This is a genomic window from uncultured Thiodictyon sp. (assembly GCF_903946935.1).
Classification (GTDB): Bacteria; Pseudomonadota; Gammaproteobacteria; order Chromatiales; family Chromatiaceae; genus Thiodictyon.
Genome location: NZ_CAJAXH010000220.1, coordinates 1 through 26217, shown reverse-complemented (window position 1 = coordinate 26217; position 26217 = coordinate 1). Strand labels below are relative to the sequence as shown.

Here is a 26217-nt window from a genome sequence, read left to right as displayed (position 1 = left end):
GCCGCCCGAGCACAAGACCTCGGGTGCGTTCGCGCCACCGGAATCGAGCCCACCGCCAGGACTGGAGCCGCCCAATGCCCGATCGAGAACTGTCCTTGGATTGCACATCGCCGTCTGGACCGCGCCGCGCGCCGCCCAACCGGTTGGCGCGGCTCGCGCCGCTACTGCTATGCCTGGCCCTACCGGCGGCGGTCAGCGCCGACCAATATGACTACCAGGACCGCGGCGACCGCAGCGAGGGTATCCGCCCCCGCCCGGTGAGCGGCGACGATATCGCCTTGATCTCGGCACGCGCCGCACCGGTGGGCGGGCTGACCGCCGCACCGCCCGAGCGCATGCGCCTGAGCTTCATCCTACCGCCGGACGCCGCGCCCGAGCGCGTGCGGATCGCCGTGCGGGAGCTCGATTACCGGCATTATTATTGGATGGACAAGGTCCATGGGCCGACGCCCTGGCGCAGCGGCGCGGCCAACGCCTTCCACTGGCCGACCCGGGAGGTCCTGGGGTGGCTCTTCGGCCGCGGTCTGCAACCCGCCGACCTGGGCGCGGTGGTGAGACTGGCGGGGAACGACGCGCCCTCCCCGACGGAGCGCGTAGCGCTGGCCGTGCTCTCCGGGGACGATGCCCCGGTGACGGTGACCGACTATTTGTTTACCTTCAAGACCAATCTCCCGGCCCGCCTGACCTGCACCCTGTCCGCCTATGAGGTGGCGGGGACGCTCTGGTCCAAGACCTTCGAGCGGGTCGGTGCCGGCCGCCCCTTTACCTGTCGGGTCCCGGTAGCGGCCCTCGCGGCGGGCAAGTACCTGCTGCGGGTCGACGGCTGGTCGCTGGCCACCAATGAACCCGTGTTGCAGGAGGTCCGGTTCACCCACGACCCGGCGCTGCAATGAGTCGCGCCAAGCAACGCCCACCCACGCCACGCCCGCGCAGCCCGCACCCGCCCATCCGGCGGCGGGTCCTCGTGCTCCTGGCGCCGACCGTGGTGGTGCTCGGACTCGTATTGGCGGCGATGTTGGTCCATCGACCGACCCGGGTGGAGTTGGTCCTGACCGTCGACCGGTTTACGGCCACGCTCGCGCCCAGCCTGTCCGGTCAGGGCTCAACCGAACTGATCAATCACGGCCAGGTCCGGTCGGTGCGGATCGACCGGCCCTCCCGGGTGAGCCTGGCATCCACCTCGCTGGAGGTCCTGGACGGCGGGGCCTGGCGAGCCCTCACCTTGACGGGCCGGCCGGTGTTGCAGCCCGTGCCCGAGGCGCAAGGGCTCGCGCCCGCCGTCACCCTGCACACGGCGGACGGCGCACCCCCCGGCGTGATCAAGGCGGTACGCGCCCCGGCCGGGACCCTGATGGCCATGGACCTGGCCACGGGAACCAAGGCCGAACAGGTCTGGCTGACCCTGGACCTGGCCCCGAACGCGGCGACCAACCTGGCGGCGGACCCGGCGCGGGTCCATCTGACGTTCCCGGGTCCCTTTCAGCTCGATGCCGACTACCTGCAGCTGACCGAAGACCTCGCCGGTGCGTCGGCCGCTGACCTGCAGGTGCCGGGCTATCCGGACTCACTGTCGCTGCGTGCCAGCTCCAACCGGATCGTCACGGTCAAGGGCTCGGCGCAGGGGTTGGTGATCCAGCTCGAGCCCGTGGGGTCCGCGGACGCCCTGCTGCGCGACCTGCAGATCCCAATCGCCACAGTGGACTTCACCCGGCAGGGACCGGGCGGCGAGCACGAAGGCAGCCTCGTCGCCCCCGGCACCCTGAGCTATCCGGACTTTCCGAACAAGGCCCCGGTAGCCCTGTCCGCCACCGACTTCGTGAGCCTGGGGCCGATCGAGAAGGCGCGGATCAAACGCCTGAGTCTGGCCAGCGACGGCGGACGCACCGGTCTGAAGCTCACCCTGGACGCCGTCGCGTCCGGGATCCGGATCGGCACCCCGGAACAGCCCCAGGACGCCCGACTGACCTGGTTCGACTGGCTCTGGGACAACCCCGCACTGCGCATCCTGTTCAGCATTGCCGGGTGGCTCTTCCCCACCTCACTGGCGGGTTACAAACTATGGCAAACGCTGCGCACCCCGGCCGAGGATTCCTGATCGCCGCCTTCTTGGGTCTGGGCCTGGGGCTGGGTTGGCCAGGCACCCCATGGGCCGCGGACGAGGCGGCGGCGGTGGTGCGCATCGAGGCCTCGCCGGGCGGGCAGGCGCGCTCCGGCAGCGGCTTCGTGGTGCGGATCGAGGGCGAATCCGCCTATGTGGCCACCGCGGCCCATGTGGTGGAGGGCGAGCCCGCACCCCGGCTCTATTTCCGTGACCACCCGCAACGGGCACACGCGGCGCGGGTCGTCCGACTGGAGGGCGCCAACCCCGAGGGCCTCGCTGTGCTACTGCTCGAGTCCGGGCTCCCCGCCGGGATACCGGCCTTGGCGATGGCGCCGGGCGGGGGGGACGATCTGGAGGCCGGCGACCCCGTGACCGCCCTGGGGGTTCCGTCCGGCCTGCGCACCTGGGCCGCCATCCAAGGCAGCGTGGTGGCGTGGAAGGACCGGGCCATCCTGTTCTCGGGCGGGGTGGACGAGGGCAACTCCGGCGGCCCCTTACTGAAGGGGGCGGCCGTGGTGGGCCTGGTCATGGCCAACGAAGGCAACTTTGGACTGGCGGTGCCGGCCACGGCGCTCAAGCGCTTTCTCAAGTCCAACGGGATCGCCTGGGGCACCAGCGCTGAGGCCGGCCCGACACCCGCCGCCGCGCGCGTTCAACCGATCGCACCACCCAAGGTCGGCGAGACCTTCCGCGACTGCCCCGACTGCCCCGAGATGGTCGTCATCCCGGCCGGGACCTTCCAGATGGGCTCCCCGGCGACTGAGCCGGGGCGTTCCGACGACGAGGGACCGGTCCATACCGTCACCTTCGAGCGGCCCTTCGCCATCGGCAAATACGAGGTCACCTTCGACCAGTGGAATGCCTGCGTGAAGGCCGGGGGCTGCACCCATGACCCCAACGAAGCGGGTCGCCTGCCGGTAGGCGACGTGAACTGGAACGACGCCCAAGACTATATGGCCTGGTTCAGCAAGAAGACCGGCCAGACCTATCGGCTGCCGAGCGAAGCGGAGTGGGAATATGCCGCGCGGGCCAAGACCACAACGCCCTGGTTCTGGGGCGACGACCCCGGCAACGCCTGTCGGTATGCCAATGTCTTTGATCAGACGGGCAAGCGGGAGGGTCGGCAGCCTTATGCGCCCCTGCCCTGCGACGACCATCACGCCAAACTGGCACCGATCGGCAGCTTCGCGGCCAATGCCTTCGACCTCAAGGATATGCTGGGCAATGTCCAGGAGTGGACCCAAGATTGCTGGCACGACACCTACCAAGGCGCCCCGAGCGATGGGTCGGCCTGGATACGCGGCAACTGCACAGTGCGCGTGGCACGCGGCGGGGCTTGGCTCGACACCGCCAATACGCTGCGCGCGGCCGTCCGCTTGCGCAACAGCCCACTGTACCGGTCTTACAGCATCGGTTTGCGGCCCGCCAGAACCCTATAGGCGCATGCGTCCGCCATGAATAAGCGCACACCTCATGATTCCGGCAGAAAAGCGCCAACGGCCTTGGTCATCGTTCCGGCCACTGATGGTCGAGGCTTTAGCCGGTCCGGCGCGCAGGCGCCACGGATTGCTCTTGAGTCTGCCGGAAACCGCCACCGGCTAAAGCCTCGACCTCCGGTTGCAGACGGGCCGCGACTGGCCGGAACGCGGATCAAGGCCCGCTGCGCTCGTCTAGTTGTGCGGTAATACTTGACTAAGCCTTAGTGCGGCCGCCTCCTTGAGAAACACCGGTTCGAAACACCGCTCGGGATAGAGATAATCATCGCCTGATTCATCAATGATGCGCATCATTCCATGTCCGGCGTTCATCTCCACCACTTCATAAAGACGGCCGACATGGATATCGCCCAGGTTTTCCTTTTGGATGCAAACCACAAAAGCTACAACCATCTTTTCACCTTTATCTTGACCTTACCGATACCATGAGCGGGCGCTCCGCGTCCAGTAAGCGGACCGGACGCGGAGCGTCCGCACGGCATTCCCACGCTGGAGCGTGGGAACGAGAGGAGGGCGGTGAAGAATGGCACAAAGGTGGCGCTCAGTGCCCGTTGCGCGGTGTTCTTGCCTTCCACGGTGGCGTGATCGCCGTCAGGCTGCCGGCCTTGATCATGCTGTGTGCTGAGTACTTGTGCCGACTGAGAGATTACCATCCCTGGCCTGGATTCCGACGTCCCGGCCGGAATGCCTGCGCTGCGCTGCCGATAATCGGCATAGGCCTGTTGCAGTGTGTCGAGTCCGTCCCATGCCCTCACCAGGCTGGCGACCGCGGCCTTGCCCACCGCGTCGTCGAGTACGGCGAGTAATTGCGCGGAGACTGGCTCGACCTGTTGCCTGTTCTCTGCGAGCCGCTCCATCCCTTGGGCGAAATAACGGTCGATGAGTGCCAGTTGGTCGCCTGCGGGCGGTGGCCATCCGTCAGTGGGCCGGAGCGGGAAAGGATCGGAAATCCAACGATTCGAGATCGAATAGGGCACCGATCTTAGGCGGCTTGCGGGCGCCGGGCAAGCGTCCGACGGGCTGGCGGGTGGCTAGGTTGCGCGACCGGCAGCGATCGCGAGCGAGTCCGCAGGCCAGCCGGCGGGCAGCGGCTCCAGTGTCACCCGGGTCTGCCATAGGCGCGAGACCAGCTCCTGACCGGCCGCCGGGTGGGCGCTGGTCCAGAAGCGTTCAGTCCCATGGCATCCCGCGGGGGCCAGCAAGCCGCTGGACTCCAGGCGGCGTCTGACCTGGCGCGCGACTGCCGCCCCTGAGTCCAGCACCGCCACCCCGGTGCCCGCCACCTCGACGATGAGCGGCCGCAGATAGGGGTAATGGGTACAACCCAGCACGATGCTGTCGGCCCCCCGCGCCAACAGCGGGCGCAAATAGTCCGCCAGCAGTGCGCGGGTAAAGTCACCGTCCAGGTCGCCGGCCTCGATCCGCTCGACCAGACCGGGACAGGGCTGGAGCAGGACCTGCGCGGCGGTGGCGGCACCGACCCGCGCCAGGAGTGCGCCGAAGCTGTGGCTGGCCAGGGTTGCGCGGGTGGCCAGCACGCCGATCACCCCGCTGCGGGTGAGCGCCACCGCCGGCTTGACCGCCGGTTCCATGGCGATGATCGGCACCGGATAGCGGCTGCGCAGGAGCCGGGCCGCGGCCCCCGTGGCGGTATTGCAGGCCACCACCACGGCCTTGGCACCCTGCCCGATCAGGAATTCGGTGAGCGCCACGGCCCGCGCCTCGATCTGCAATGGCGACTTGTCGCCATAGGGAGCGTGACCGGAGTCGGCCACATAGAGCAGGTCCTCGGCGGGCAATTCCCGGCGGATCTCCTTGAGCACGGTGAGTCCGCCGACGCCGGAGTCGAATACTCCGATGGGATGATGAGGGGTCATAGCCTTGAATTCGCCACCGCTTACACCAGCGTCAGGCGGTGGGCGAAGACACCCAGTCCTCGAGCCGCAGCCCGGACACCCTCTTAAACTCACGGGTGTTGTTCGTAACCAGCACCGCATTCGCGGACAGTGCATGGGCCGCAATCAGCATATCCATATTGCCGATGGGCGTCCCCTGACCTTGTAGCACCGCGCGGATACGGGCATACGCAGCCGCCGCTTCCGCGGTCCATGGGAGCACCTGTAGACGACGACTGAAATCGTCGATGTCGTGACGAATCGCGGCACCCCGGGTCGGGTGGAGTTCGGCACCAAACAAGAGTTCGGCCAGCACGACGACCGAAATAGCGATATGCCCATGACCCACTGCATCAAATCGCTCCTTCACGCTGGGCGGTCGGCGGCGGATCACGAAACTGCTGGTATTGGTATCAAGCATCCAGATCATGGAAAAAGTCCCGATCCTGGGGCGGTATATCGCCACGGTCGGCGAGGAAATCATCCGGTGTCGCGCTCGGGCCGGCAAAAAAATCGTCCCATCCCGCGAGCTTCGGGCGAAGTATGACGGTGTCGCCCGAGCGCTCGATGTAGACCTCTTTGCCCTCGAAACGGAACTCCGCGGGCAACCGCACCGCCTGACTGCGGCCGTTGAGGAAGAGTTTTGCGGTTTTTTGCACTGGAAGGCCTCCCGGGCGATATAGATCGGAAGTATATTCCAGCGCAACCGATCCCGCTCAAAAATCGAAGCGCGCCCACACCGGACAGTGGTCCGAGGGCCGTTCCATGGCGCGTAACTCATAGTCGATACCGGCATCGCGCAGGCGTTGCTTGAGCGGGGCGCTGACCAGCATCAGATCGATACGCAGACCCCGCCGGGGCTCCTGGTCAAAGCCCTTGGAGCGATAATCGAACCAACTGAAGCGGTCATCGACCGCCGGATGCAAGACCCGATAGGCGTCATCCAGGCCCCAGTCGGTAATGACCTTCAGCCATTCCCGCTCCTCCGGCAGGAAGCTGCACTTACCGGTGCGTAGCCAGCGTTTCGCGTTATCCGCCCCGATGCCGATGTCCAGGTCCTGGGGCGCGACATTCATGTCACCCATCAGCACGAGATTCTGGTCGGGACTGAAGCGCTCCCGCAGATAGGCCGCCAGGTCCCGATAGAAACGCGCCTTGGCCGGAAATTTCACCGGATGGTCGCGACCCTCCCCCTGGGGGAAATAGCCATTGATGACGGTGATCTCATGATTCCCGGGCAAGGCATAGCGCGCGGTAATGACCCGGCGCTGGGCGTCCGGCGGATCGGTCGGGAATCCCTTCTCGACCGCCAACGGTTCCGCCTTACTGAGCAGCGCAACCCCATAGTGCCCCTTCTGGCCATGGAATTGAGCACGATAACCGATCCCTTGCACCGCCTCCAAGGGGAATTCCTCATCGACCACCTTACACTCCTGGAGACCCAGGATATCGGGGTCGAGCCCCGCCCTCAGCGCGGCCAATTGGTGGGGCCGGGCGCGAATGCCATTGATATTGAATGAACAGATCGTGAGCATCTAGGCACCTCTACCGCACCCGGAAAAAAATTTGTCCGCAAATGAACGCGAATGAACGCAAATAAAACAGAACGCAGTCACGCCGGGCCTTGGTCATCGTTCCGGCTAGTGGCGCTATCCTCATCTTTCTCTGCGTCTCCGCGTCTCTGCGTGAGTCAATAATGTCTCACGCAGAGACGCGGAGACGCAGAGAATGGGAAATGGCGGCCTATCGCTGGGACCGGTGGCCCGAACGATGACCAACGCCGTCACGCGGCGACTCACTTACCCATTAACCCGTTTCGCAATGAATTTGCGTTCATTCGCGTTCATTTGCAGACAATAAATCTTTATGGCCAGGCGCGCGGCCGATCAGTTCGAGCACCGCCAACGCCGCCGCGCGGGCGGCGTTGTGCCGCATCCCGGCATGGATGCGGGCGTATTCAGCCGTGATCTCGGCGACCCGCGCCTGGTCATCCAGCAAGGCCAGGACGGCCGGGGCCAACAGCTCGGCACGGCAGCGATCCTGGATAAATTCCGGCGCCAGTTCGCGTCCCGCGAGCAGGTTGGCCATCGCGGCATATTGGACCTTCACCAGTCGCAAGCCCTTGACCACGTGATAAGTCAAGGGATGGACGCGGTAGCCGACCACCATCGGGCGCTTGAGCAGCAGGGTCTCCAGGGTCGCGGTGCCCGAGGCGGTGAGGACACAATCCGCTGCCGCGATGACCTCGCGACCCCGCCCGGCGACCAGGGTGACCGGCAGGTCCGGCGCCAGGCGCTGCAACTGCGCGGCAAAATAGGCGTGTAACCGGGGGTTGACCAGGGGTACGACAAAGCGCAGTCCCGGCCGCGCCGCCAGACAGCGCTGCGCGGTCTGGATGAAGGGCTCGGCCAGACGCTGCAACTCGCCGCGACGACTGCCGGGCAGCAAGGCGATCAGGGTGCCGGACAGCGGCAGACCCAGGGACGCGCGGGCGGCCGACCGATCGACCTCCAGGGGGATCTGATCGGCCAGCGGATGGCCGACGTAGCGCGCCGGCACGCCGTGGCGGCGCAGAAAGGCCTCCTCGAACGGAAAGACGCACAGCAGCAGGTCCACCGCGCGCCGAATCCCCTTGACCCGGCCCGGGCGCCAGGCCCAGACGGTGGGACTCACCATATGGACCGTCGGGATCCCGGCCGCGCGCAGGCGCCGCTCCAGGCCCAGATTGAAATCGGGCGCGTCCACTCCGATGAAGACATCCGGTCGCTCTTTGATGAAATAAGCCGTGAGTTCCCGGCGCATCCGCAGCAACTCAGGCAGATGACCGAGCACCTCGGCGAGCCCCATGACTGAGAGGCGCTCCAGCGGGAACCGGGTCGCGCAACCGGCGGCCAGCATACAGGGCCCGGCCACCCCGACGCAGCTCAACCCAGGGACCAGTCGGGCGAGCTCAGAGACGATGGCACCGCCCAGCAGATCGCCGGACGCCTCGTTGGCGACGATGCCGACGCGCAGCTCGGACGCCTGCATCACCGCACGATGCTACGGCTACGCTCGGCCACAAAGTCCACCAAGGCCGCAACCTCCGGGGCCTCAGCCACCAGGCCGCGGATGCGCTCCAGGGCATCCTCCAATTTGAGTCCGCCCAGATAGAGCGCTCGGTAGGCCCGCTTGATGGCGGCGATGGCGGCGGGACTGAAGCCGCGGCGGCGCAGCCCCTCGCTATTGATCCCATGGGGCGCGGCGGGCTGACCGCCGACCATCACATAGGGCGGCAGGTCCTTGCTCACCGCCGTGCCCATGGCACAAAAGCTATGGGCGCCGATGCGGCAAAACTGATGGACGATGGTGAAGCCGCCGAGGATGGCCCAGTCCTGAATCTGCACATGCCCACCCAGAGAGGCGGCATTGGCCATGATCACATGATCGCCGATGCGACAATCGTGGGCGACATGGGTATAGGCCATAAACAGGTTGTCATTGCCGATCCGGGTGACCCCCTGATCTTGAATGGTCCCGCGGTGCAGCGTGGCGCATTCGCGAATCTGATTGCGGTCGCCGATCTCCAGGCGAGTCTCCTCGCCATGGTATTTCATATCCTGGGGGTCCTCGCCCACCGAGGCGAACTGGAAGATGCGGTTGTCCCGGCCGATACGGGTGGGACCGCGGATCACCACATGGGGACCGATGTGCGTACCGCCGCCGATCTCGACCCCGGCGCCGATCACCGTGAAGGGGCCGATCTCCACCCCCACATCGAGCAGGGCGCCCGGGTCGATGACGGCAGACGGGTGAATCAAGCGATGAAGTCCCGGGCGGTACACATGATCTCGGCGCTGGCCACCAGGCGGTCGTCCACCCGTGCCTCGCCGTTGAATTTCCAAATGCCGCGGCGCACCGCCAACAGGTCCACCGACAGGATCAACTGGTCGCCGGGTTCGACCGGGCGCTTGAAACGGGCCTTATCGATGCCGACGAAATAATAGAGTGCCTTCTCACCCACTTCCTCGGGGCGCGAGGCCATGGCCAGCAGTCCGGTCGCCTGGGCCATGGCCTCGACGATCAGCACGCCTGGCATCACCGGGCGGATCGGAAAATGGCCGGCGAAATAGGGCTCGTTGAAGCTGACATTCTTGAGCGCGACCAGGCGCTCGTCGCGCTTGAATTCGAGCACCCGATCGACCAATAGAAAGGGGTAACGGTGCGGCAACAGGCTCAACACCTTGTGAATGTCCATCGTAATGACGTCCGCGGCGACGCGCTCGGTGAGCGGCGCCCCGTCTACCTGCTTTGGCTCAGATGCCTGCATCAGTTATCCTCCTGCCCAGGCGCGGCACTAGACTGTGCGACGCGCGCTTCGAGTTGCTTGAGTCGACGCGTCAGCTCATCGAGCTGGCGAAACCGCGCCACGTTCCGTCGCCATTCCGCACTGGGCATGGCTGGTATTCCGCTGCTATAGGACCCGGCCGCCGCAAAGGAGCGGGTCACCATCGCCTGACCGGTGAAATGGACCTGATCGCCGATCGTCAGGTGTCCGGCCATGCCCACGGCCCCCGCGATGGTGCAGTTGCGCCCGATCCGCGTGGAGCCGGAGATCCCGGTCATCGCGGCCATGGCGGTATGTTCGCCCACCTCCACGTTGTGCCCAATCTGGATATGGTTGTCCAACTTGACCCCATCATGGATGACGGTGTCACCGATCGCACCGCGGTCCACAGTCGTGTTGGCGCCAATCTCCACATCGTCACCCAGGACCGCACGGCCGACCTGCGGGATACGCACCCACCGCTCGCCATCCTTCGCGAAGCCGAAACCGGAGCGACCGATCACCGCACCTGGGTGCAGTAGCGCCCGCTTGCCGACCCGCGTCCCGCGACACAGGGTCACCCGCGCCACCAGGCGGCTGTCCTCGCCGATGCTCACCCCTTCGCCGACGATCGACCCCGGGCCAACAAAGACGCGCGGCCCGATCTGGGCCCCGGCCTCCACGACCGCGGTGGGACCGATCCAGGCACTGGGGTCGATGACCGCGTCCGGGGCGACGACGGCCGCGGGATGGATACCGCCGACCACCGCCGGGGACGGGTAGAGCAGGCGGGCCGCCCGCGCAAAGCTCAAATAGGGGTTGCGACTGATCACCACGGGAGCCGTGGCCGCCGCCGCATCCGGCTCACTCAGGATCACCACGCCCGCACGCGTGTGGGCGAGTGCGCCACGGTATTTCCGATCGCCCAGGAAGCTGAGACAATCGGCCTCGGCGTTCAGCAGATCGGCGACGCGCACCACCCGGGTGCGCGGATCGCCGCGAAAGGGCTCACCCAGCAGACCCGCGAGTCGCTCCAGGTCCAGACCCGCCGCCGTCACGCCATCGCCGCTACTGTTATCGTTCATTTGGTTGCCGAATTGCGCTTCAGTCGCTCGATCACCAGGTCCGAGATATCGATCCGCGGGTTGTAATAGACCAGCCCATCGGAAATCACGAGATCGATCCCGAGCTCCTTGGCCAGTTCAATCACCACCTCGCGGACCTGTTTCCCCAGCTTGGTCCTCAGTTCGTTCTGGCGCAGGGCAAAGTCCTCTTGAAACTCATCCTGGGCATATTTGAGTTTGCGGGTACGACTGCGGATGTCGTTCTGCAGCAGTTGCATCTCACTCTCGCTCATCAATGCCGAATCGCGCTCCAGCTTACCCTGCAAGACCGTGATCTGCTCCTGCTGCTGACGCAGATTGCGTTCGCGCTCTTCCACCTCGACCTGCAACGCCTTGCCAGCGGCGGCGTATTGCGGAGAGCGCTCGACCACGCGATTGGGATCGACCACGCCGATCTTGTAATCGGTCGCACGGGCACCCGGCGCCAGCAGGAGTGCCAGCGCCACAAAGCCGACAAGGGTTGGGTTCACGTTGCGGTTTCCCCTGCCTCAAAAGGTCTGGCCGACCCCGAACTGGAACATCTGCTTATCGTCGCCCGTCTTGGCGTTCAACGGGAAGCCCAGACTGATCGAGAGGGCGCCGATCGGCGACAGCCAATTGGCCGAGACACCGGCCGAATAACGGATCTCACCAGCGTTGAAGCCGGTCTTGTAAGCCAAAAATTGATAGACGTTCTGGGTCAACCAGACGTTACCTGCATCCAGGAAGACCCCCACCCGCAACGTCTTTTCGATCTCACCACCTAATGGCGGCGGGGCCGAGAGCTCCAGGCTACCAATCATCTTGAGATTACCGCCCGACGGAGCGAAATTCAGCGAGAGTTCGCGCGGACCCAGGCTGTTGGCGACGAAACCGCGGACCGAGTGCGGGCCGCCAGCATAATAGTTTTTAAAGAACGGCAGGGAATTGAGGTTGGAGTAGCCGTCACCATAACCCAGATCGCCGAAGGCTGAGAGCACCACCTTAGAGAAGAGCGGGATGTAACGCGTGCCCTCATAACCGACCTGATAATAGGTCAGCGTGCTGCCAGGCACGGAGACCTCGGCAGTGAGACTGTGCTTATACCCGGTGGTAGGAAAGACGGCCCGGTCACGGGTGTCGTTAGTATAGCCAGCACTAAAAACGAAGTCATTGTATACGCTACCATTTTTGGCAGCAAAATACACGGCTATCGGGGCGTAGAAGGGCGCAATCGTCGCGTCATAGACCAGCTTGGTATTTTCATAGCGCAGGCCGAGCCCCGCCCGACTGGTGCGCGAGATCGGCAACCCGAAATTCACCCCGGCGACGCCGACATCCAAGTTATAGGTCTGGTAAGTGGTGTTGAGTAACTGACTGAAATCGGTCTTCCGATAGGACAGATCAAACCCGCGGCTGATGCCGTCGACGGTGTAATAAGGGTTCAGGTAGCTGAACTGATAGAGAGTGGTTGCCTGACTGGTGTTGAACGCCAGCGAGACGCGCTTGCCGGTACCGAGGAAATTGTTCTGATTAATGCTGGCGTTTAACAGAACACCCTGGGACTGGGAATAACCGATACCGGCCATCAGATTGCCCGCGGGCTTCTCCTTGACCGTGATATCCACGTCCACCTGATCCGCCGAACCCGCGACCGCCGGGGTCTCGGTGCTGACGTCTTCGAAATAGCCGAGACGGTTGAGGCGTTCGCGCGAATCCTTGACTAGGGCCGCGGAGAACCAGGAGCTTTCCAGTTGGCGCATCTCGCGCCGCAACACTTCGTCGCGGGTGCGGGTGTTGCCCTTCATGTTGACGCGACGGACATAGACCCGCTTGCCCGGGTCCACGAAAAAGGTGACGGACACCTGCTTGGTCGCCTCGTTGATGTCGGGGACGGTATTGACGTTGGCAAAGGCATAGCCCTCGTCGCCGAGCAGGCTGGAGATGCGTTCGGAACTCTCGGTGGTCAGCTTGCGGGAGAACGGCTCACCCCGACGCAACTGGATCAGCGGAAAAACCTTCTCCACCGGGACGACGGGCGGTCCGGCCAATTTGATATCACTTATTGTGTAAGGACTCCCCTCATCCATCACCACCGTGATGTAGATCTCTTTCTTGTCTGCACTGATCGAGACCTGCGTCGACTTGATATCGAATTTGATAAAGCCGCGGTCCAGATAAAACGAGCGCATCCGCTCCAGGTCACCGCCCAGCTTCTGCTTGGAATATTGATCGTTCTTCGCGTAAAAGGAGTACCAACTGGTGGTACCCAACTCGAACAGCTTGAGCAGCGTCTTGGTGTCGAAGGCCTTGTTGCCGATGAGATTGATCTGCTTGATGCGGGCGGTGAGACCCTCGGTCACCTCAATGCGGATGGCCACGCGATTGCGCGCTAGCGGGGAGACCGTGGAGGTGACGAGCACACCGTACTTGCCACGCGAGTAATACTGACGCTCCAGCTCCTGCTCGATGCGATCCAGCACCGAGCGATTGAACACCCGCCCCTCCTTCAGCCCGATCTCTTCCATGGCCTTCTGCAAGGTCTTCTCATCGATGTCCTTGTTGCCGACGAACTCGATCTTGGCGATGGATGGACGCTCCTGAACGGTCAAGACCAGGACGTTACCATCCCGCTCCACCCGCACGTCCTCGAAGAACCCGGTCTGATAGAGTGCGCGGATGATATTGCCGGTGACGTCATCCCCCACCGTATCGCCGACCTGCACCGGCAGGTAATTGAAGACCGTGCCGGGCGCAATGCGTTGCAGGCCCTCGACCCGGATATCGGCAATCTGGAACTGGTCCGCCGACACCGTGGCACCGAACAGGAGCAGGATCAGCATGGCCACGAGCGACAGACGCCGAGCGCCGCCGATGTCAGCAGATGAAACGCGCAAGGACTCTCTCCCCCAGATCAAGCCGCGGGCCACCCCGGGACAGCGAATAAAGGGCACCGAAAAACTCACGGCGCCCGTGCGAGATCGACCCGCCCCGCCGCTTGCAGATGCCCGACAATTGAACGAGGCGGACACTGCCCACGACAGGCAGATTCGCTTCGCGACGAAAAAATAGGCGGTTGGACAGTGATTTTTCCCGCCACCATAGACGCTAGTATACGGGATCGGGGGCGGCTAACCAAAGACCCGCACGAGATCCTCGTAGAAGGCCAGACCCATGAGGGCGGCGATCAGGACGATGCCGACCTTTTGGGCCTGCATCTGGACCGACTCGGACACCGGACTGCCCTTGATCCACTCGATAAAAAAATACAGTAAGTGGCCGCCGTCCAGGATGGGGATCGGCACCAGGTTCATGACGCCCAGGCTGATACTGACCACGGCCAGGAACTTGACGAAGGAGTCCCACCCGCTGCTCGCGGTCTCTCCCGCCGCCTTGGCGATTGTGATCGGACCGCTCAGATTCTCCACGGACGCCCGGCCCACCAACAGTTGGCCGATCATGCGCACGGTGAGTCGGCTGACGTCCCAGGTCTGGTCCCACGCCTGCCCCAGCGCGGCCAGCGGGCCATAGCGAACCTCGAGCCGATCCATCATCACCGCGGCACCGACCCGCCCGAGTGTCTTGCCATTCTTCTCGTAGGCATGTGGCGTCAGGCGCAGGACCAACGGCACCCCGGAGCGCTCGATCGCTAGATGCAGTTCCCGACCGGGGTGGGCCTGGACCATCTCCACAAACTGACTCCAATCGCGGATCGGCTCACCGTCCCCGGCCAACAGCCGATCCCCGGGTTGCAGACCGGCTTGCTCTGCGGGCTCGCCTGGGAGGAGTTCCCCCACAATCGCCGGGATGTGCGGCGGACGGGGATTCAGTCCGAGGCGCCGCACGATGCCCGCATCCATGGGCAATGCGGCCAAGCGTTCGCCGTCGAGCAGACGCTCCTGTGCGCACCCGGCGGCGTCACGGACACTGACCGGCAAGTCACGGCCGCGGCCAGACTCCGCCATGAAGGCAAACAGCGCCTGCTCCCAGATCGTGGCGTCCCGATCACCGACCCGCAGCAATCGGTCGCCCTCCTGAAAGCCGGCCTGGGCGGCCGGCGAGTCCGGCGCCACCGACACCACGACCGCCCGCAACCCGGTCTCACCGGCCATGAACACCAGCCAATAGGCGAAGATGGCGAACAGCAGATTGAACGCCGGGCCGGCCGCGACGATCGCCGCGCGCCGCCATAGGGCTTGTCGGTTGAAGGCCAGGTGGAGTTGCTCCGGGGCGACCTCCTCCTCGCGCTCGTCGATCATCTTCACATAGCCGCCCAAGGGGATGGCCGCAAACACATACTCGGTCGTGTCCGCGCGGCGCCGATAGCGCAGCAAGGGCCGCCCGAAACCGATGGAGAAGCGCAACACCCCGACACCGAGCCAGCGCGCGACCAAGAAATGGCCGAGCTCATGCACGGCGATCAGGATCGTCAGGGCGATCAGAAAATAGCCGATATCCTGCCAGTGGGGGAATGACATGGCGGACTAGACGGCCTGCTTGGCGATGAGTTGTTCGGCCGTGGCGCGGGCACGCTGGTCGAGCGCGACGAGGCCGGCCAAATCCTGCCCCACCACGGATTGCTCCAGCGAAGCGGCCAATGTCTCCTCCACCACCCGGGCGATACCGGGAAAACTCACCCGGCCATCGAGGAAGGCAGCCACCGCGATCTCGTTGGCGGCGTTCAGCACCAAGGGGGCTGAACCACCCGCCCGGGCGGACTCAAAGGCCAACCGCAGACAGGGGAAGCGCCCCGGGTCCGGGGCCTGAAAATCGAGTCGACCCAGCGCCACCAGGTCGAGCGGGGCCACCCCGGAGTCGAACCGCTCCGGCCAGGCCAGGGCATGGGCGATCGGGGTGCGCATATCCGGATTGCCGAGCTCGGCCAAGACCGATCCGTCCTTGTATTGGACCAGCGAATGGACCGTACTCTGCGGATGGACCACCACGGTGATCCGCTCCGGCCCGGTGCCGAACAGCCAGCAGGCCTCGATCACCTCCAGTCCCTTGTTCATCAGGGTAGCCGAGTCCACCGAAATCTTGCGCCCCATGCTCCAGACCGGGTGGGCACAGGCCTGCTCCGGGGTTACCGTGGCCAGGCGTTCGACGGGCCAGTCACGGAACGGACCGCCGGAGGCGGTGAGCAGGATCCGCTCGACCCCGACCTGCGCCAGACCGGCATGAAAGCCAGTCGGCAGGCACTGGAAGATGGCATTGTGCTCGCTGTCGATGGGCAGCAACTCGGCCCCGCTCGCGGCCACCGCATCCATGAACAGGGCCCCCGCCATCACCAGCGCCTCTTTGTTCGCCAGCAGCACGCGCTTGCCGGCGCGGGCGGCCGCCAGACTCGGCGGCAGGCCCGCGGCCCCGACGATGGCGGCCATCACATAGTGCGCGTCCGGCAGGGCGGCGACCTGCTCCAGTCCCTCGACCCCGGACAGCACCTCGGGCGCATCGGGCATCCCCGCGAGCAAGGACTGGAGCACGCGGGCGGCCGCCGGATCGGCCATGGCGGCATAGGCCGGCCGATAGCGGCGACATTGCTCGGCCAATTGCTCCGCGTTGCGATTCGCGGTCAGGGCCACGACCCGGAAACGCTCCGGGTGCCGCGCCAGCACGTCGAGGGTGCTGAGACCAATAGAGCCGGTGGAACCGAGTATCGCAACGCCAATCATGTATTTACCACCGGGAGCAAGAGTGTGATACCGAGCATAAACAGGGGGGCCGCGGCGGTCAGGCTGTCGATCCGATCGAGGAAGCCGCCGTGCCCGGGGAGCAGTTGACCGGAGTCCTTGACCCCCCGCCGACGTTTGAGCAGGCTCTCATAGAGGTCGCCGACGACCGACATGGCGACCGTCAGGACACACACCAGCACCGCCAGCAGGAGGCCGCCGGCCCCGGGGGCCAGCACGGCGCCCAACAGGACGCCGCCGACACCGGCCAGGGCCAGTGCCCCGTAGACCCCCTCGCGGGTCTTGCCGGGACTGAGCGCCGGTGCCAATTTGGTACGCCCCCAGCGGCGACCGGCGAAATAGGCCGCCGAGTCCGCGAACCAGATCAGCAACAGCAGAAACAGGACCAGGACTGGCCCGGCGGCGACGGCGGCGCGCAACTCGATCAGGGCCGCCCAAGCGACGCCGAGCACCAGGAGTCCGGTCGCCGCCCCCACCGCATCCAACCCGGGCCGGGACTCGATATGCTGCACGCGCGCCAGCAGGACGGTCTGGATGACCCACCAGGCGGCACCCGCGGCGACCAACCAGGGGCGCCACTGAGGTTGCAACCAGAGGACACCCAGACCCACTGCCACCAGGACGACATAGGCCGCCCGCGCCGCCCGCGCCTCAACGCCGCTGAGTGCAGCCCACTCCCAGGCGCCGATCAGGACCACTAGGGCCATAAAGAGGGCGAATCCAGGCGCGGGTAGCCACAGCACCGCACCCAGCACCAGGGGCCCCAAGATAAAGGCCGTCAAGGTGCGCTGACGCAGCGCGCTACCAGCCGCCAAGACCTTAGCGTCGCTCATTGTTCAGCCACTCCGGACGCGGCCACGACCTGCTCCCCGGTGAGACCGAAACGGCGCTGGCGGTGGGCGAAGTCGTCCAACGCCCCGCCATAGGCGGCAGCATTGAACTCCGGCCACAGCAGGTCGGTGAAGAACAGCTCGGCATAGGCCGACTGCCACAGGATAAAGTTACTGATGCGCTTCTCGCCCCCGGTGCGAATCAACAGATCCGGGTCGGGCAGGTCGGCGAAGGACAGGCGCGCGGCGATGGCCTGCTCATTCACCGCGGCGGGGTCCAGCCGATCGGCCGCCACGTCGGCGACCACGCGGCGCACCGCCTGGGTGATGTCCCAACGCCCGCCATAGTTGGCCGCCACCTGGAGATTCAGGGCGGTGTTATGGGCGGTGAGGCCCTCCGCCTCCTCGATGCGGCGCTGCAACTTCTCGCTGAAGGCCGAGCGCTCGCCGATCACCCGCAGTCGCACGCCGTTCTCATCGAGCCGGCGCACCTCGCCACGCAGTGTGATCATGAAGAGATCCATGAGCACACTGACCTCGGAGGGCGGACGGCGCCAATTCTCACTGCTGAAGGCGAACAGGGTGAGGGTACCGACCCCGCGCTGCACCGACTCCTCCACCACCGCCCGCACACTCTTGACACCCTCGCGGTGCCCCCAGGTGCGGGCGCGATTGCGCTGTTTGGCCCAGCGGCCGTTGCCATCCATGATGATGGCGACGTGCCTGGGTACGCGCCGTTCAGCATCGTGTGCCCCGCTGCCGGGGGTTAGCGTGTCCACGTCGTCTTGTTTCGGCTGCGCTCGACACGCCTCAGATGGACATCAGGTCGGTTTCCTTGGTGGCCAACACGTCGTCGACCTCCTTGACATACTGATCGGTGAGTTTCTGCACGATTTCCTGGCCACGCCGTTCGTCGTCCTCGGAGATCATCTTTTCCTTCACCATGTCCTTCAACTCGGCATTGGCATCGCGGCGGATGTTACGCAGCGCGACCCGGGCCTGCTCGGCCTCGTGGCGCGCCACCTTGATCAGGTCGCGGCGCCGCTCCTCGGTGAGCGCCGGCATGGGCACCCGGATGACGGTGCCGGCCGTGTTCGGGTTGAGCCCGAGATCGGACTGCATGATCGCCTTCTCGACCGCCTGCACCATGCCCTTCTCCCACGGGATCACGGCCAGGGTGCGCGAGTCCTCGGCGGTGACATTGGCGACCTGGCGGATCGGCATCTCCGAGCCGTAGTAGGAGACCATGACGTGATCCAGCAGCGACGGGTGGGCGCGCCCGGTGCGGATCTTCGCCAGCTCGTGCCCCAGGGCCTCAACGCTCTTACCCATCCGAGTCGCCGCGTCCTTCTTGATGTCATTGATCATCTTCAATCACCACTTGCCACCAGGGAGCCCAACTCGGCACCGCGCACCAAGCGTAGCAATGCCCCCGGCTCGTTGATATTCATCACGCGCAGCGGCAGGCCATGGTCACGGCACAGCACGATGGCCGTCGTATCCATCACCTGCAACCCCTCGCGTAGGGCGCGATCGTAACTGATTCGGGGATAAAAGGTCGCATCGGGGACGCGCAGGGGGTCGGCGGAGTAGACACCGTCGACCTTGGTGGCCTTGATCAGCAGGTCAGCGCCGATCTCGATGGCCCGCAGGCTGGCCGCCGAATCCGTGGTGAAAAAGGGATTGCCGGTCCCGGCGGCGAAGATTGCCACCCGCCCCTTCGCCAAATGCCGTAGCGCGCGCGCCCGGTCATAGTCCTCGCACACGCCACCGACCGACAGCGCCGACATCGCCCGCGCCGGCACCCCCAGCGCCGCCAGGCGATCCTGCATGGCCAGGGCATTCATCACCGTGGCCAGCATCCCGATGTGGTCGCCGGTGACCCGGTCCATGCCGCGGGCGGCCAGCGCCGCACCGCGAAAGATGTTGCCCCCGCCGATCACCAGGGCGACCTCGACCCCCTCAGCGACCAGGTCGCGGACGTCGCCGGCCAGTCCTTCGAGCACGTCCGGGTCGATGCTCTCCTGACCGCCGCCGGCCAGGGCCTCGCCACTGAGTTTCAAGAGGATGCGACGGTAGATCGGCATAAGAGCACTCAAGGTGAAATGGGGGCGTGGCCGTGGGGCGAGTGGGGCGCGAGCGCGCCCCGGACCGGCCGTCAATCCTTCTGGAGGGCCATGACCTCTTCGGCGAAGTTTTCGTTACGCTTCTCCAGACCCTCACCCACCTCGACCCGGGCGAAGCGCCGCACGCTGGCCCCCGCCTGCTTGAGCAGTTTCTCGACGGTCTGCTCGGGGTCCTTGACGAAGGGCTGGCCCAGCAGCGTCACCTCCTCCATGAATTTGCGGATCCGACCCTCGATCATCTTGTCGACGATATTGGCCGGCTTGCCGCTCTCGAGCGCCTGGGCGCGGAAGATCTCACGCTCGCGCTCCAGTTGTTCCGCCGGCACCTCGTCGGCACTCAGGCAGACCGGGTTGCTGGCCGCGATATGCATGGCCAGGTCATGCCCCAGGACCGCATCGCCGCCCACCAATTCCAACACGACGCCGATCCGCAGGCCGTGACGATAGCTGTAAAGGACCCCCTCGACGCCGTCGAAACGCACCAAGCGCCGCACCTGGACATTTTCACCGACCTTGGTGATCAGCGTCTCACGGGCCGCGTTGACCGTGGTGGCGGGGTCATCGGCGAGCGGCTGCTCCACCAGGGCGGCGGCATCGGCCGCGGAACTCGCCAAGGCGGTCTTGGCCACCGCCGCCGCGAAGGCGCCGAAATTGGCATCCTTGGCGACGAAATCGGTTTCAGAGTTGATTTCGACCATGACGCCGTGCTTGCCGTCGTCAGTCACCTCGATGACCACCGCGCCCTCGGCGGCGATGCGTCCGGACTTCTTGGCCGCCTTGGCCTGGCCGGATTTGCGCATCGCATCGATGGCGGCCTCGATGTCACCGCCCGTCTCCACCAAGGCCTTCTTGCACTCCATCATGCCCGCGCCGGTGCGCTCGCGGAGTTCTTTAACGGTTGCGGCTGTAATCGACATGCCTCAAATCCTCTGTACTGCTCAGGCGCCCCGCTCAGGTGGCGGGACGCGGCAAAATTGGGTGTTGCCCGCACGCGGGCAGCTGGGGGGCACCGCGGGGAGGCGCCTAGGGGCGACCCGCAGCGGGCGCCCCCTGGGGCTCGACCGGGCTATTCCTGTCCAGGGGCGGCGTCGCGGAACTCGCTCTCACGGCCCGACACCATCCCGACCGCGGAGTCGCGACCCTCCAGAACCGAGTCGGCACTGCCCGCGATATAGAGGCGCACGGCGCGGATGGCGTCGTCGTTGCCCGGAATCACATAGTCGACCTTACTGGGGTCGTTGTTGGTGTCGACCACCCCGATCACCGGGATACCCAGCTTGTTGGCCTCGGTCACGGCGTTCTTCTCATGGCCGACGTCGATCACGAACATCGCATCCGGCAGGCCGTCCATGTCCTTGATGCCGCCCAGGCTCAACTCCAGCTTGTCGCGCTCGCGCGACAGGTCCAGCGCCTCCTTCTTATTGAAGCGCTCGATGCCGCCGCTCTCGAACATCGCCTCCAGGTCCTTCAAGCGCTTGATGGACTGACGGATAGTCTTGAAGTTGGTGAGCATGCCGCCGAGCCAGCGGTGGTTGACGAACGGCATGCCGCAGCGCAGCGCCTCCTCGCGGATGGCGTCGCGGGCCGCCCGCTTGGTGCCGACGAACAGGATCTTGCCGCCGTTGGCCGACAGGGTGCTCATGAAATTCAGTGCGTCCTGGAAGAGCGGGACCGTCTTTTCCAGATTGATGATATGGATCTTGTTGCGGTGCCCGAAGATGAAGGGACCCATCTTGGGGTTCCAGTAACGGGTCTGGTGGCCGAAATGGACGCCGGCCTCCAGCATCTGACGCATGGATACTTGACTCACGATCGTTTCCTCAATTGTGTTGGGTTGGGCCTCCACGCGTCCCATGCAGCAACCCACTCAGCGATGAACCTGGCGGGCACCCGGCAGCATGTGACGACGCGTGTGCGGATGAATGTCCGACCGCCCAGGCGGCCGCTACCTAAACTACTTAAGACGCCCCGCAGCCGAAGACCCCCGGTCTGCCAAGCGCCCCTAAAAATAAAGCGAAAAACCGTAGTTTTTCGCTTGAATCTTGGATGGGACGCCGGCCGCCCTGATCTCCTGAGCCCTACGCCCGCACTTGACCCTGACTTCGCCAGGCACCGCTCAGGCGCTCGTTTGCGACGGCGTGCCGCGTTTTATACCATAGCCCGCTTCGCCCCGGCAACGACGGCGCGAATCGACTGTCAATTTTTCCTTAATAATCTGGATACCAGATGGACGCATTCAAAGGCCCTATGAGCGTACACATCAAGACCCCCGAGGCGATCGAGCGGATGCGTGTCGCTGGGCGTCTGGCCGCCGAGGTGCTCGACATGATCGCCCCCTACGTCCAGCCGGACGTCACCACCGAGGAACTGGACCTGCGCTGTCACGAGCACATCGTCAAGGTCCAGGGCAGCATCCCGGCACCCCTGAACTACCGGGGCTTTCCCAAATCGATCTGCACCTCGGTCAATCATGTGGTCTGCCACGGCATCCCCGCCAACAAACGCTTGAAAAAGGGCGACATTGTCAATCTGGACATCACCGTGATCAAGGACGGCTACCACGGGGACACCAGCATGATGTTCTGTGTCGGCGAGCCCTCGATCCTGGCCAGGCGCCTCGTCAAGGTCACGCGGGAGGCCCTGTGGCGCGGTATCTCGGTGGTGCGCCCCGGCGCCACCCTGGGCGATATCGGGCACGCCGTCCAGCAGTTTGTCGAGGCCCAAGGCTACTCGGTGGTGCGCGAATATTGCGGACACGGAATCGGGCGCGAGTTCCACGAGGACCCCCAGGTGCTGCACTATGGCAAACCGGGGGAGGGGTTGGTCCTGCGCCCGGGGATGTGCTTCACGATCGAGCCCATGGTCAACGCCGGCAAGCGCTTCATCAAGCTGCTGCCGGACGGCTGGACCGTGGTGACCAAAGACCGCAGCCTCTCGGCCCAATGGGAGCACACGCTGCTGGTGACCCCCGACGGACACGAGGTCCTGACCCTGCGGGCCGACGAGCGGGCCGCGGTCCCCGGCGCATGACGGACGCCAACCTCCGCGACCTGATCCCGGTCTATCGCCAACAATTGCGGGACGGGCGCGAGACCCTGTTCAAGGAGTTCGACCAAGGGGTGCCGGTCACCGCCCTGGTATTGGCCTTGAGCCAGCTCACCGACCGGGTCGTGTGCGAGGTCTGGCACCACCATGTCAAGGACGCCGCGGACGTGGCGCTGGCGGCGGTCGGCGGCTACGGCCGGCAGGAGCTGCAACCGGGTTCCGACCTGGACATCCTGATCCTGGCCGAGCCCGCGGCCGAGGCGGCGCTCAAGGAGCCCCTGGAACAGTTGGTGACCTTCTTCTGGGACATCGGCTTACGGGTCGGACACAGCGTGCGCAGCGTGGCCGAGTGTGTCGACGAGGCCCAAGCCGATGTCACCGTCATGACCAACCTGATGGAGGCGCGCCTGTTGGCGGGCGACGCCGCCCTGTTCCAGCGCATGCGCACCGCCACCGGCCCGGATCGGATCTGGGACAGCCAGTCCTTCTTCACCGCCAAGACCGCGGAGCAGCAGGCGCGCTGGCACAAGTATGGCGACACCGCCTACAACCTGGAGCCCAACATCAAGGAGAACCCGGGCGGCCTGCGCGACATCCAGATGATCGGCTGGGTCGCCAAGCGGCATTTTGCCGCCGCCACCACCCTGCACGAACTGGTGACTCAGGGCTTCCTCACCGAGCCCGAGTACCAGGCCCTGATCGAGGGGCAGAGCCACCTGTGGCGCATCCGCTTCGCGCTGCACCGACTCACCGGGCGGTGCGAGGATCGGGTGCTCTTCGACTACCAGCGCACCCTGGCGCAGGGGTTCGGCTTCTGCGACGGCGACAACAACCTCGCGGTCGAGCAGTTCATGCAGCAGTACTATCGCACCGTGCAGGAGCTCAACCGCTTAAACGAGATGCTGCTGCAACTGTTCAGCGAGGCGATCCTGCTGCACGACGACATCGGCCCCCCGGTCCCGATCAACAAGCGCTTTCAGGCACGCAGCGGCTTTCTGGAGATCAGCGGGCCGACCGTCTTCCGCCGCTACCCCATCGCCCTGCTGGAGGTCTTTCACATCCTCCAGACCCACCCCGAGTTGACCGGGGTGCGCGCCAGCACCATCCGCGCCATCCGCGAGAACCGCCACCGCATCGACGACGCCTTCCGCGCCGACATCCGCGCCCGCAGCCTGTTCATGGAGTGCCTGCGCGAGCCCCGTGGCATCACCCAGGCATTGCGGCGCATGAACCGCTACGGGGTGCTCGCCGCCTACATCCCGGCCTTCGCCAACATCGTCGGGCGCATGCAGTACGACCTCTTCCATGTCTACACGGTCGACGAACACACGCTCGCCCTGCTGCGCAACCTGCGCCGCTTCACCATCGCCGAACACGCCGAGGAATTCCCCCTGTGCAGCGCGGTGACTCTGCGCATCCCCAAGATGGAGGTCCTGTACCTGGCCGGGCTCTTCCACGATGTCGCCAAGGGCCGCGGCGGCGATCACTCCCAACTGGGCGCCCGCGACGCCTGGGACTTCTGCCGCCTGCACGGGCTGTCCGAGTTCGACAGCCGGCTGGTCGCCTGGCTGGTGGAGAAACACCTACTGATGTCCATGACCGCCCAGCGCAAGGACATCGGCGCCCCGGAGGTGATCCAGTCCTTCGGTGAGCTGGTCGGCGATCCGACCCGCCTGGACTATCTGTATCTACTCACCGTGGCGGACTCGCGCGCCACCAACCCGGAACGCTGGAACGGCTGGATCGACGCCCTGCTGCGCGAGCTCTATCACAGCACCCGACGCGCCCTGCTGCGCGGCCTGGAGCACCCCCAGGCCCAGCACGAACTGATCGAACTGAAACAGACCGAGGCCAAGCGGCTGGTGCAACGCTACGGCGGCGATCCCGCGGCCTGCGACCGGCTGTGGCTGCGGTTCGGCCAGGACTTCTTCCTGCACAGCTCACCCGACGAGATCGCCTGGCAGACCCGCCTGATCCTGGACACCCACCCGGGCGAACTGCCCTTGGTGGTCATCCGCCCAGTCACCGCCCGCGGCGGCACCGAGATCTTCGTCTACACCGCCGACCGCGCCAACCTGTTCGCCCGCACCACCGCGGTCCTGGATCAGCTCGCCCTGAACATCATGGACGCCCGCGTCATGACCACCGACGACCACATGGCGGTCAACACCTACCAGGTGTTGGACCTAGACGGTCACCCGGTCAACGACTCTGACCGGATGGATGAGATCCGTGGGACCCTCATCGCGGACCTGCGCGCCCACGCCCGCGACGGCGTCACGGTCGCGCGCCGCCCGCCGCGCAGCCACCGCCACTTCCCGATCGAGACCCGTGTGAGCTTCTCGGTGGACGAGGCCAACCGCCGCACCGTGATGCGCCTGAGCACCCTGGACCGCCCCGGCCTGCTGGCCGAGGTCGGCGAGGTCTTCGAGGCCTGCGGGGTGCGCCTGCAAAACGCCAAGATCGCCACCGTCGGCGCCGAGGTAGACGACGTCTTCTTCATCACCACCCCGGACGAGGCGCCGATCCTGTGCGAGACGGCACTTACCTGCCTGAGCCGGGAGATTCATGCGCGGTTGGAGGGTAACGCCAAGACTTGAAAGGGCGTGACAGCGGGGTCAGTGTTGCCTGCGGTTTTTTTGCTGTCACGCCCTTTCACCGAAAAAAGTCGCCGGCTGCCGGCCACATGAGAACCAGGTTTCGCGGGTACAACACCGATCAAAGCGATGTGGTCAGGCGACTGGCGGAAACCGCTGAATACCCCGAGGTGCTGAGGACGCATTTGGCGTGGTAGGCTGTTTGAGACCGGAGACTTCGAGAGGCTGGAACTGATGGACCTATTTGAAATCGCTCGGGCGAACACTGCGCCACTGGAGCAACGCACCGCGGCACTGCAGGCGAGCTGCCCAACAGACGGCCCACTGGCGACAGCCATGGCTGCCTTCGTCGATCATATCCGTGCGCAGGGCCGCATCCCCATCAATATGCGCCCCTGGGTCCTCTCCCGATTTCTCAGCCGGGGGCACTATCAGAACATCTACGACTGGGCGACCGAGATGGCCGACCTCTCCGGACGCCCGCGGGATGCCCTGCTCGCCGAGAAGCTCGGCACCTACCTCACCGCCCGGCGCACCTTCGATGGGGCCTTCGCCGACGGCCTTTGCTTCCGCTATGGGGCGCTTAACATCGGCGGGGTGGGGCCGACCCGCTACGGTCAGCCAAGGTGTCGGCCGCGCTGGTGGATGCGCTGCGCTTATCCACCCTACGTCGCTGCCGACCGGGCTCCAAGCCATCGCCACATGAATCGCCTCCGCTTGCGCGATGCTGAGGGATGAGCGGTTCGCAAGGGTGCGCTTGATGATCTTCTTCCACTCGTGCACCGACTCGCGCAGCAAGGTGGCCGGGATGGGGTCTTGTAAGGCACTGTCGGAGTCCTGGCTGTTCCGCTAGACTCCGCCTCGCACCCTAGCGGCCCGCGGGAAGCTAGCGCGCAACTGTCCTAATCCGACCTAGTACCGCAGGATGAAAGTGCTCGGACCATGTCAAGCTAGGCTGCCAACGGCTTGCCTTGGTAGGTCCAGCGGAATGGTTTGGCCATTGTCTTGTTGAAATAGTCGATGAAGTTTTTGATTTTCTGGCAAAGGTC

The 26217-nt window shown here is 65.3% G+C and carries 26 protein-coding genes; 6 read left to right on the top strand and 20 right to left on the bottom strand.

Annotation, left to right across the window (positions count from 1 at the left end):
• Positions 1-74: 74 nt before the first annotated feature.
• From QZX93_RS19280 to QZX93_RS19270, 3 genes are read left to right on the top strand one after another with little or no spacing between them, the layout of a single operon-like run.
• Positions 75-893 carry a hypothetical protein gene (locus QZX93_RS19280; protein WP_295390797.1) on the top strand — a complete coding sequence of 273 codons (819 nt, stop codon included), beginning with the start codon at positions 75-77 and terminating at the stop codon, positions 891-893.
• On the top strand, positions 890-2095 hold the full coding sequence (locus QZX93_RS19275; RefSeq protein WP_295390798.1) for a hypothetical protein: 1206 nt from the start codon (positions 890-892) through the stop codon (positions 2093-2095). The genes QZX93_RS19280 and QZX93_RS19275 overlap by 4 nt, the downstream gene beginning before the upstream one ends.
• Positions 2059-3540 (top strand): SUMF1/EgtB/PvdO family nonheme iron enzyme, encoded by a 1482-nt coding sequence (locus tag QZX93_RS19270; RefSeq protein ID WP_295390800.1) that lies wholly within the window; start codon positions 2059-2061, stop codon positions 3538-3540. Before QZX93_RS19275 ends, QZX93_RS19270 begins: the two co-directional genes overlap by 37 nt.
• A gap of 231 nt (positions 3541-3771) precedes the next feature.
• Here the strand turns inward: QZX93_RS19270 and QZX93_RS19265 are convergent, their stop codons facing one another.
• The 20 genes from QZX93_RS19265 to rpsB all read right to left on the bottom strand — a co-directional run bounded on the left by QZX93_RS19265 (position 3772) and on the right by rpsB (position 21321).
• Positions 3772-3990, bottom strand: a complete 219-nt coding sequence (locus QZX93_RS19265; RefSeq protein WP_295390801.1) for a hypothetical protein — start codon at positions 3988-3990, stop codon at positions 3772-3774.
• The gene (locus QZX93_RS19260) at positions 3981-4574 is read right to left on the bottom strand and encodes a hypothetical protein (protein WP_295390803.1); all 594 of its coding nucleotides are present in this window, start codon (positions 4572-4574) and stop codon (positions 3981-3983) included. The genes QZX93_RS19265 and QZX93_RS19260 overlap by 10 nt, the downstream gene beginning before the upstream one ends.
• A gap of 54 nt (positions 4575-4628) precedes the next feature.
• On the bottom strand, positions 4629-5474 hold the full coding sequence (murI, locus tag QZX93_RS19255) for a glutamate racemase (protein WP_295390805.1): 846 nt from the start codon (positions 5472-5474) through the stop codon (positions 4629-4631).
• 31 nt (positions 5475-5505) lie between these two features.
• Positions 5506-5922, bottom strand: a complete 417-nt coding sequence (locus QZX93_RS19250) for a PIN domain-containing protein (protein WP_295390807.1) — start codon at positions 5920-5922, stop codon at positions 5506-5508.
• Complete coding sequence (vapB, locus tag QZX93_RS19245; protein ID WP_295390809.1) at positions 5906-6151, bottom strand: antitoxin; 246 nt, start codon at positions 6149-6151, stop codon at positions 5906-5908. Before vapB ends, QZX93_RS19250 begins: the two co-directional genes overlap by 17 nt.
• Positions 6152-6208: 57 nt before the next feature.
• Positions 6209-7027, bottom strand: coding sequence for an exodeoxyribonuclease III (gene xthA / locus QZX93_RS19240; RefSeq protein ID WP_295390810.1), 819 nt, complete (start codon positions 7025-7027; stop codon positions 6209-6211).
• Positions 7028-7325: 298 nt separating this feature from the next.
• A complete protein-coding gene (lpxB, locus tag QZX93_RS19235; RefSeq protein WP_295390812.1) occupies positions 7326-8522 on the bottom strand; it encodes a lipid-A-disaccharide synthase in 1197 nt (398 codons plus the stop codon).
• Positions 8522-9292 carry an acyl-ACP--UDP-N-acetylglucosamine O-acyltransferase gene (lpxA, locus tag QZX93_RS19230; RefSeq protein ID WP_295390814.1) on the bottom strand — a complete coding sequence of 257 codons (771 nt, stop codon included), beginning with the start codon at positions 9290-9292 and terminating at the stop codon, positions 8522-8524. The genes lpxB and lpxA overlap by 1 nt, the downstream gene beginning before the upstream one ends.
• Entirely contained in the window at positions 9289-9729 is a 441-nt protein-coding gene (fabZ, locus tag QZX93_RS19225) for a 3-hydroxyacyl-ACP dehydratase FabZ (RefSeq protein ID WP_295390834.1), read from the bottom strand. Before fabZ ends, lpxA begins: the two co-directional genes overlap by 4 nt.
• A gap of 71 nt (positions 9730-9800) precedes the next feature.
• Complete coding sequence (gene lpxD, locus QZX93_RS19220; RefSeq protein WP_295390816.1) at positions 9801-10883, bottom strand: UDP-3-O-(3-hydroxymyristoyl)glucosamine N-acyltransferase; 1083 nt, start codon at positions 10881-10883, stop codon at positions 9801-9803.
• Positions 10880-11368, bottom strand: a complete 489-nt coding sequence (locus QZX93_RS19215; RefSeq protein ID WP_295390836.1) for an OmpH family outer membrane protein — start codon at positions 11366-11368, stop codon at positions 10880-10882. Before QZX93_RS19215 ends, lpxD begins: the two co-directional genes overlap by 4 nt.
• A 42-nt stretch (positions 11369-11410) precedes the next feature.
• Positions 11411-13723, bottom strand: coding sequence for an outer membrane protein assembly factor BamA (gene bamA, locus QZX93_RS19210; RefSeq protein WP_295390837.1), 2313 nt, complete (start codon positions 13721-13723; stop codon positions 11411-11413).
• A gap of 288 nt (positions 13724-14011) precedes the next feature.
• On the bottom strand, positions 14012-15358 hold the full coding sequence (gene rseP, locus QZX93_RS19205; RefSeq protein ID WP_295390818.1) for an RIP metalloprotease RseP: 1347 nt from the start codon (positions 15356-15358) through the stop codon (positions 14012-14014).
• A 6-nt stretch (positions 15359-15364) separates the two neighbouring features.
• On the bottom strand, positions 15365-16552 hold the full coding sequence (gene ispC / locus QZX93_RS19200; RefSeq protein WP_295390820.1) for a 1-deoxy-D-xylulose-5-phosphate reductoisomerase: 1188 nt from the start codon (positions 16550-16552) through the stop codon (positions 15365-15367).
• A complete protein-coding gene (locus QZX93_RS19195; protein ID WP_295390821.1) occupies positions 16549-17403 on the bottom strand; it encodes a phosphatidate cytidylyltransferase in 855 nt (284 codons plus the stop codon). The genes ispC and QZX93_RS19195 overlap by 4 nt, the downstream gene beginning before the upstream one ends.
• Positions 17400-18179: a polyprenyl diphosphate synthase gene (gene uppS / locus QZX93_RS19190; protein ID WP_295390823.1), complete on the bottom strand. Its 780-nt coding sequence runs from the start codon at positions 18177-18179 to the stop codon at positions 17400-17402. The genes QZX93_RS19195 and uppS overlap by 4 nt, the downstream gene beginning before the upstream one ends.
• A 31-nt stretch (positions 18180-18210) precedes the next feature.
• Entirely contained in the window at positions 18211-18768 is a 558-nt protein-coding gene (gene frr / locus QZX93_RS19185) for a ribosome recycling factor (protein ID WP_295390825.1), read from the bottom strand.
• Between the two features lie 2 nt (positions 18769-18770).
• A complete protein-coding gene (pyrH, locus tag QZX93_RS19180) occupies positions 18771-19487 on the bottom strand; it encodes a UMP kinase (RefSeq protein ID WP_295390827.1) in 717 nt (238 codons plus the stop codon).
• Between the two features lie 71 nt (positions 19488-19558).
• Entirely contained in the window at positions 19559-20443 is an 885-nt protein-coding gene (tsf, locus tag QZX93_RS19175; RefSeq protein WP_295390829.1) for a translation elongation factor Ts, read from the bottom strand.
• 149 nt (positions 20444-20592) lie between these two features.
• Entirely contained in the window at positions 20593-21321 is a 729-nt protein-coding gene (gene rpsB / locus QZX93_RS19170) for a 30S ribosomal protein S2 (RefSeq protein ID WP_295390839.1), read from the bottom strand.
• Between the two features lie 452 nt (positions 21322-21773).
• On the opposite strand from rpsB, the gene map reads away from it, so the two are divergent.
• The 3 genes from map (at position 21774) to QZX93_RS19155 (ending at position 25906) form a co-directional block, all read left to right on the top strand.
• Positions 21774-22556 (top strand): type I methionyl aminopeptidase, encoded by a 783-nt coding sequence (gene map / locus QZX93_RS19165; RefSeq protein ID WP_295390841.1) that lies wholly within the window; start codon positions 21774-21776, stop codon positions 22554-22556.
• Positions 22553-25171, top strand: coding sequence for a [protein-PII] uridylyltransferase (gene glnD / locus QZX93_RS19160; RefSeq protein ID WP_295390830.1), 2619 nt, complete (start codon positions 22553-22555; stop codon positions 25169-25171). The genes map and glnD overlap by 4 nt, the downstream gene beginning before the upstream one ends.
• A 231-nt stretch (positions 25172-25402) precedes the next feature.
• Positions 25403-25906: a hypothetical protein gene (locus tag QZX93_RS19155; RefSeq protein WP_295390832.1), complete on the top strand. Its 504-nt coding sequence runs from the start codon at positions 25403-25405 to the stop codon at positions 25904-25906.
• Positions 25907-26217: the final 311 nt, after the last annotated feature.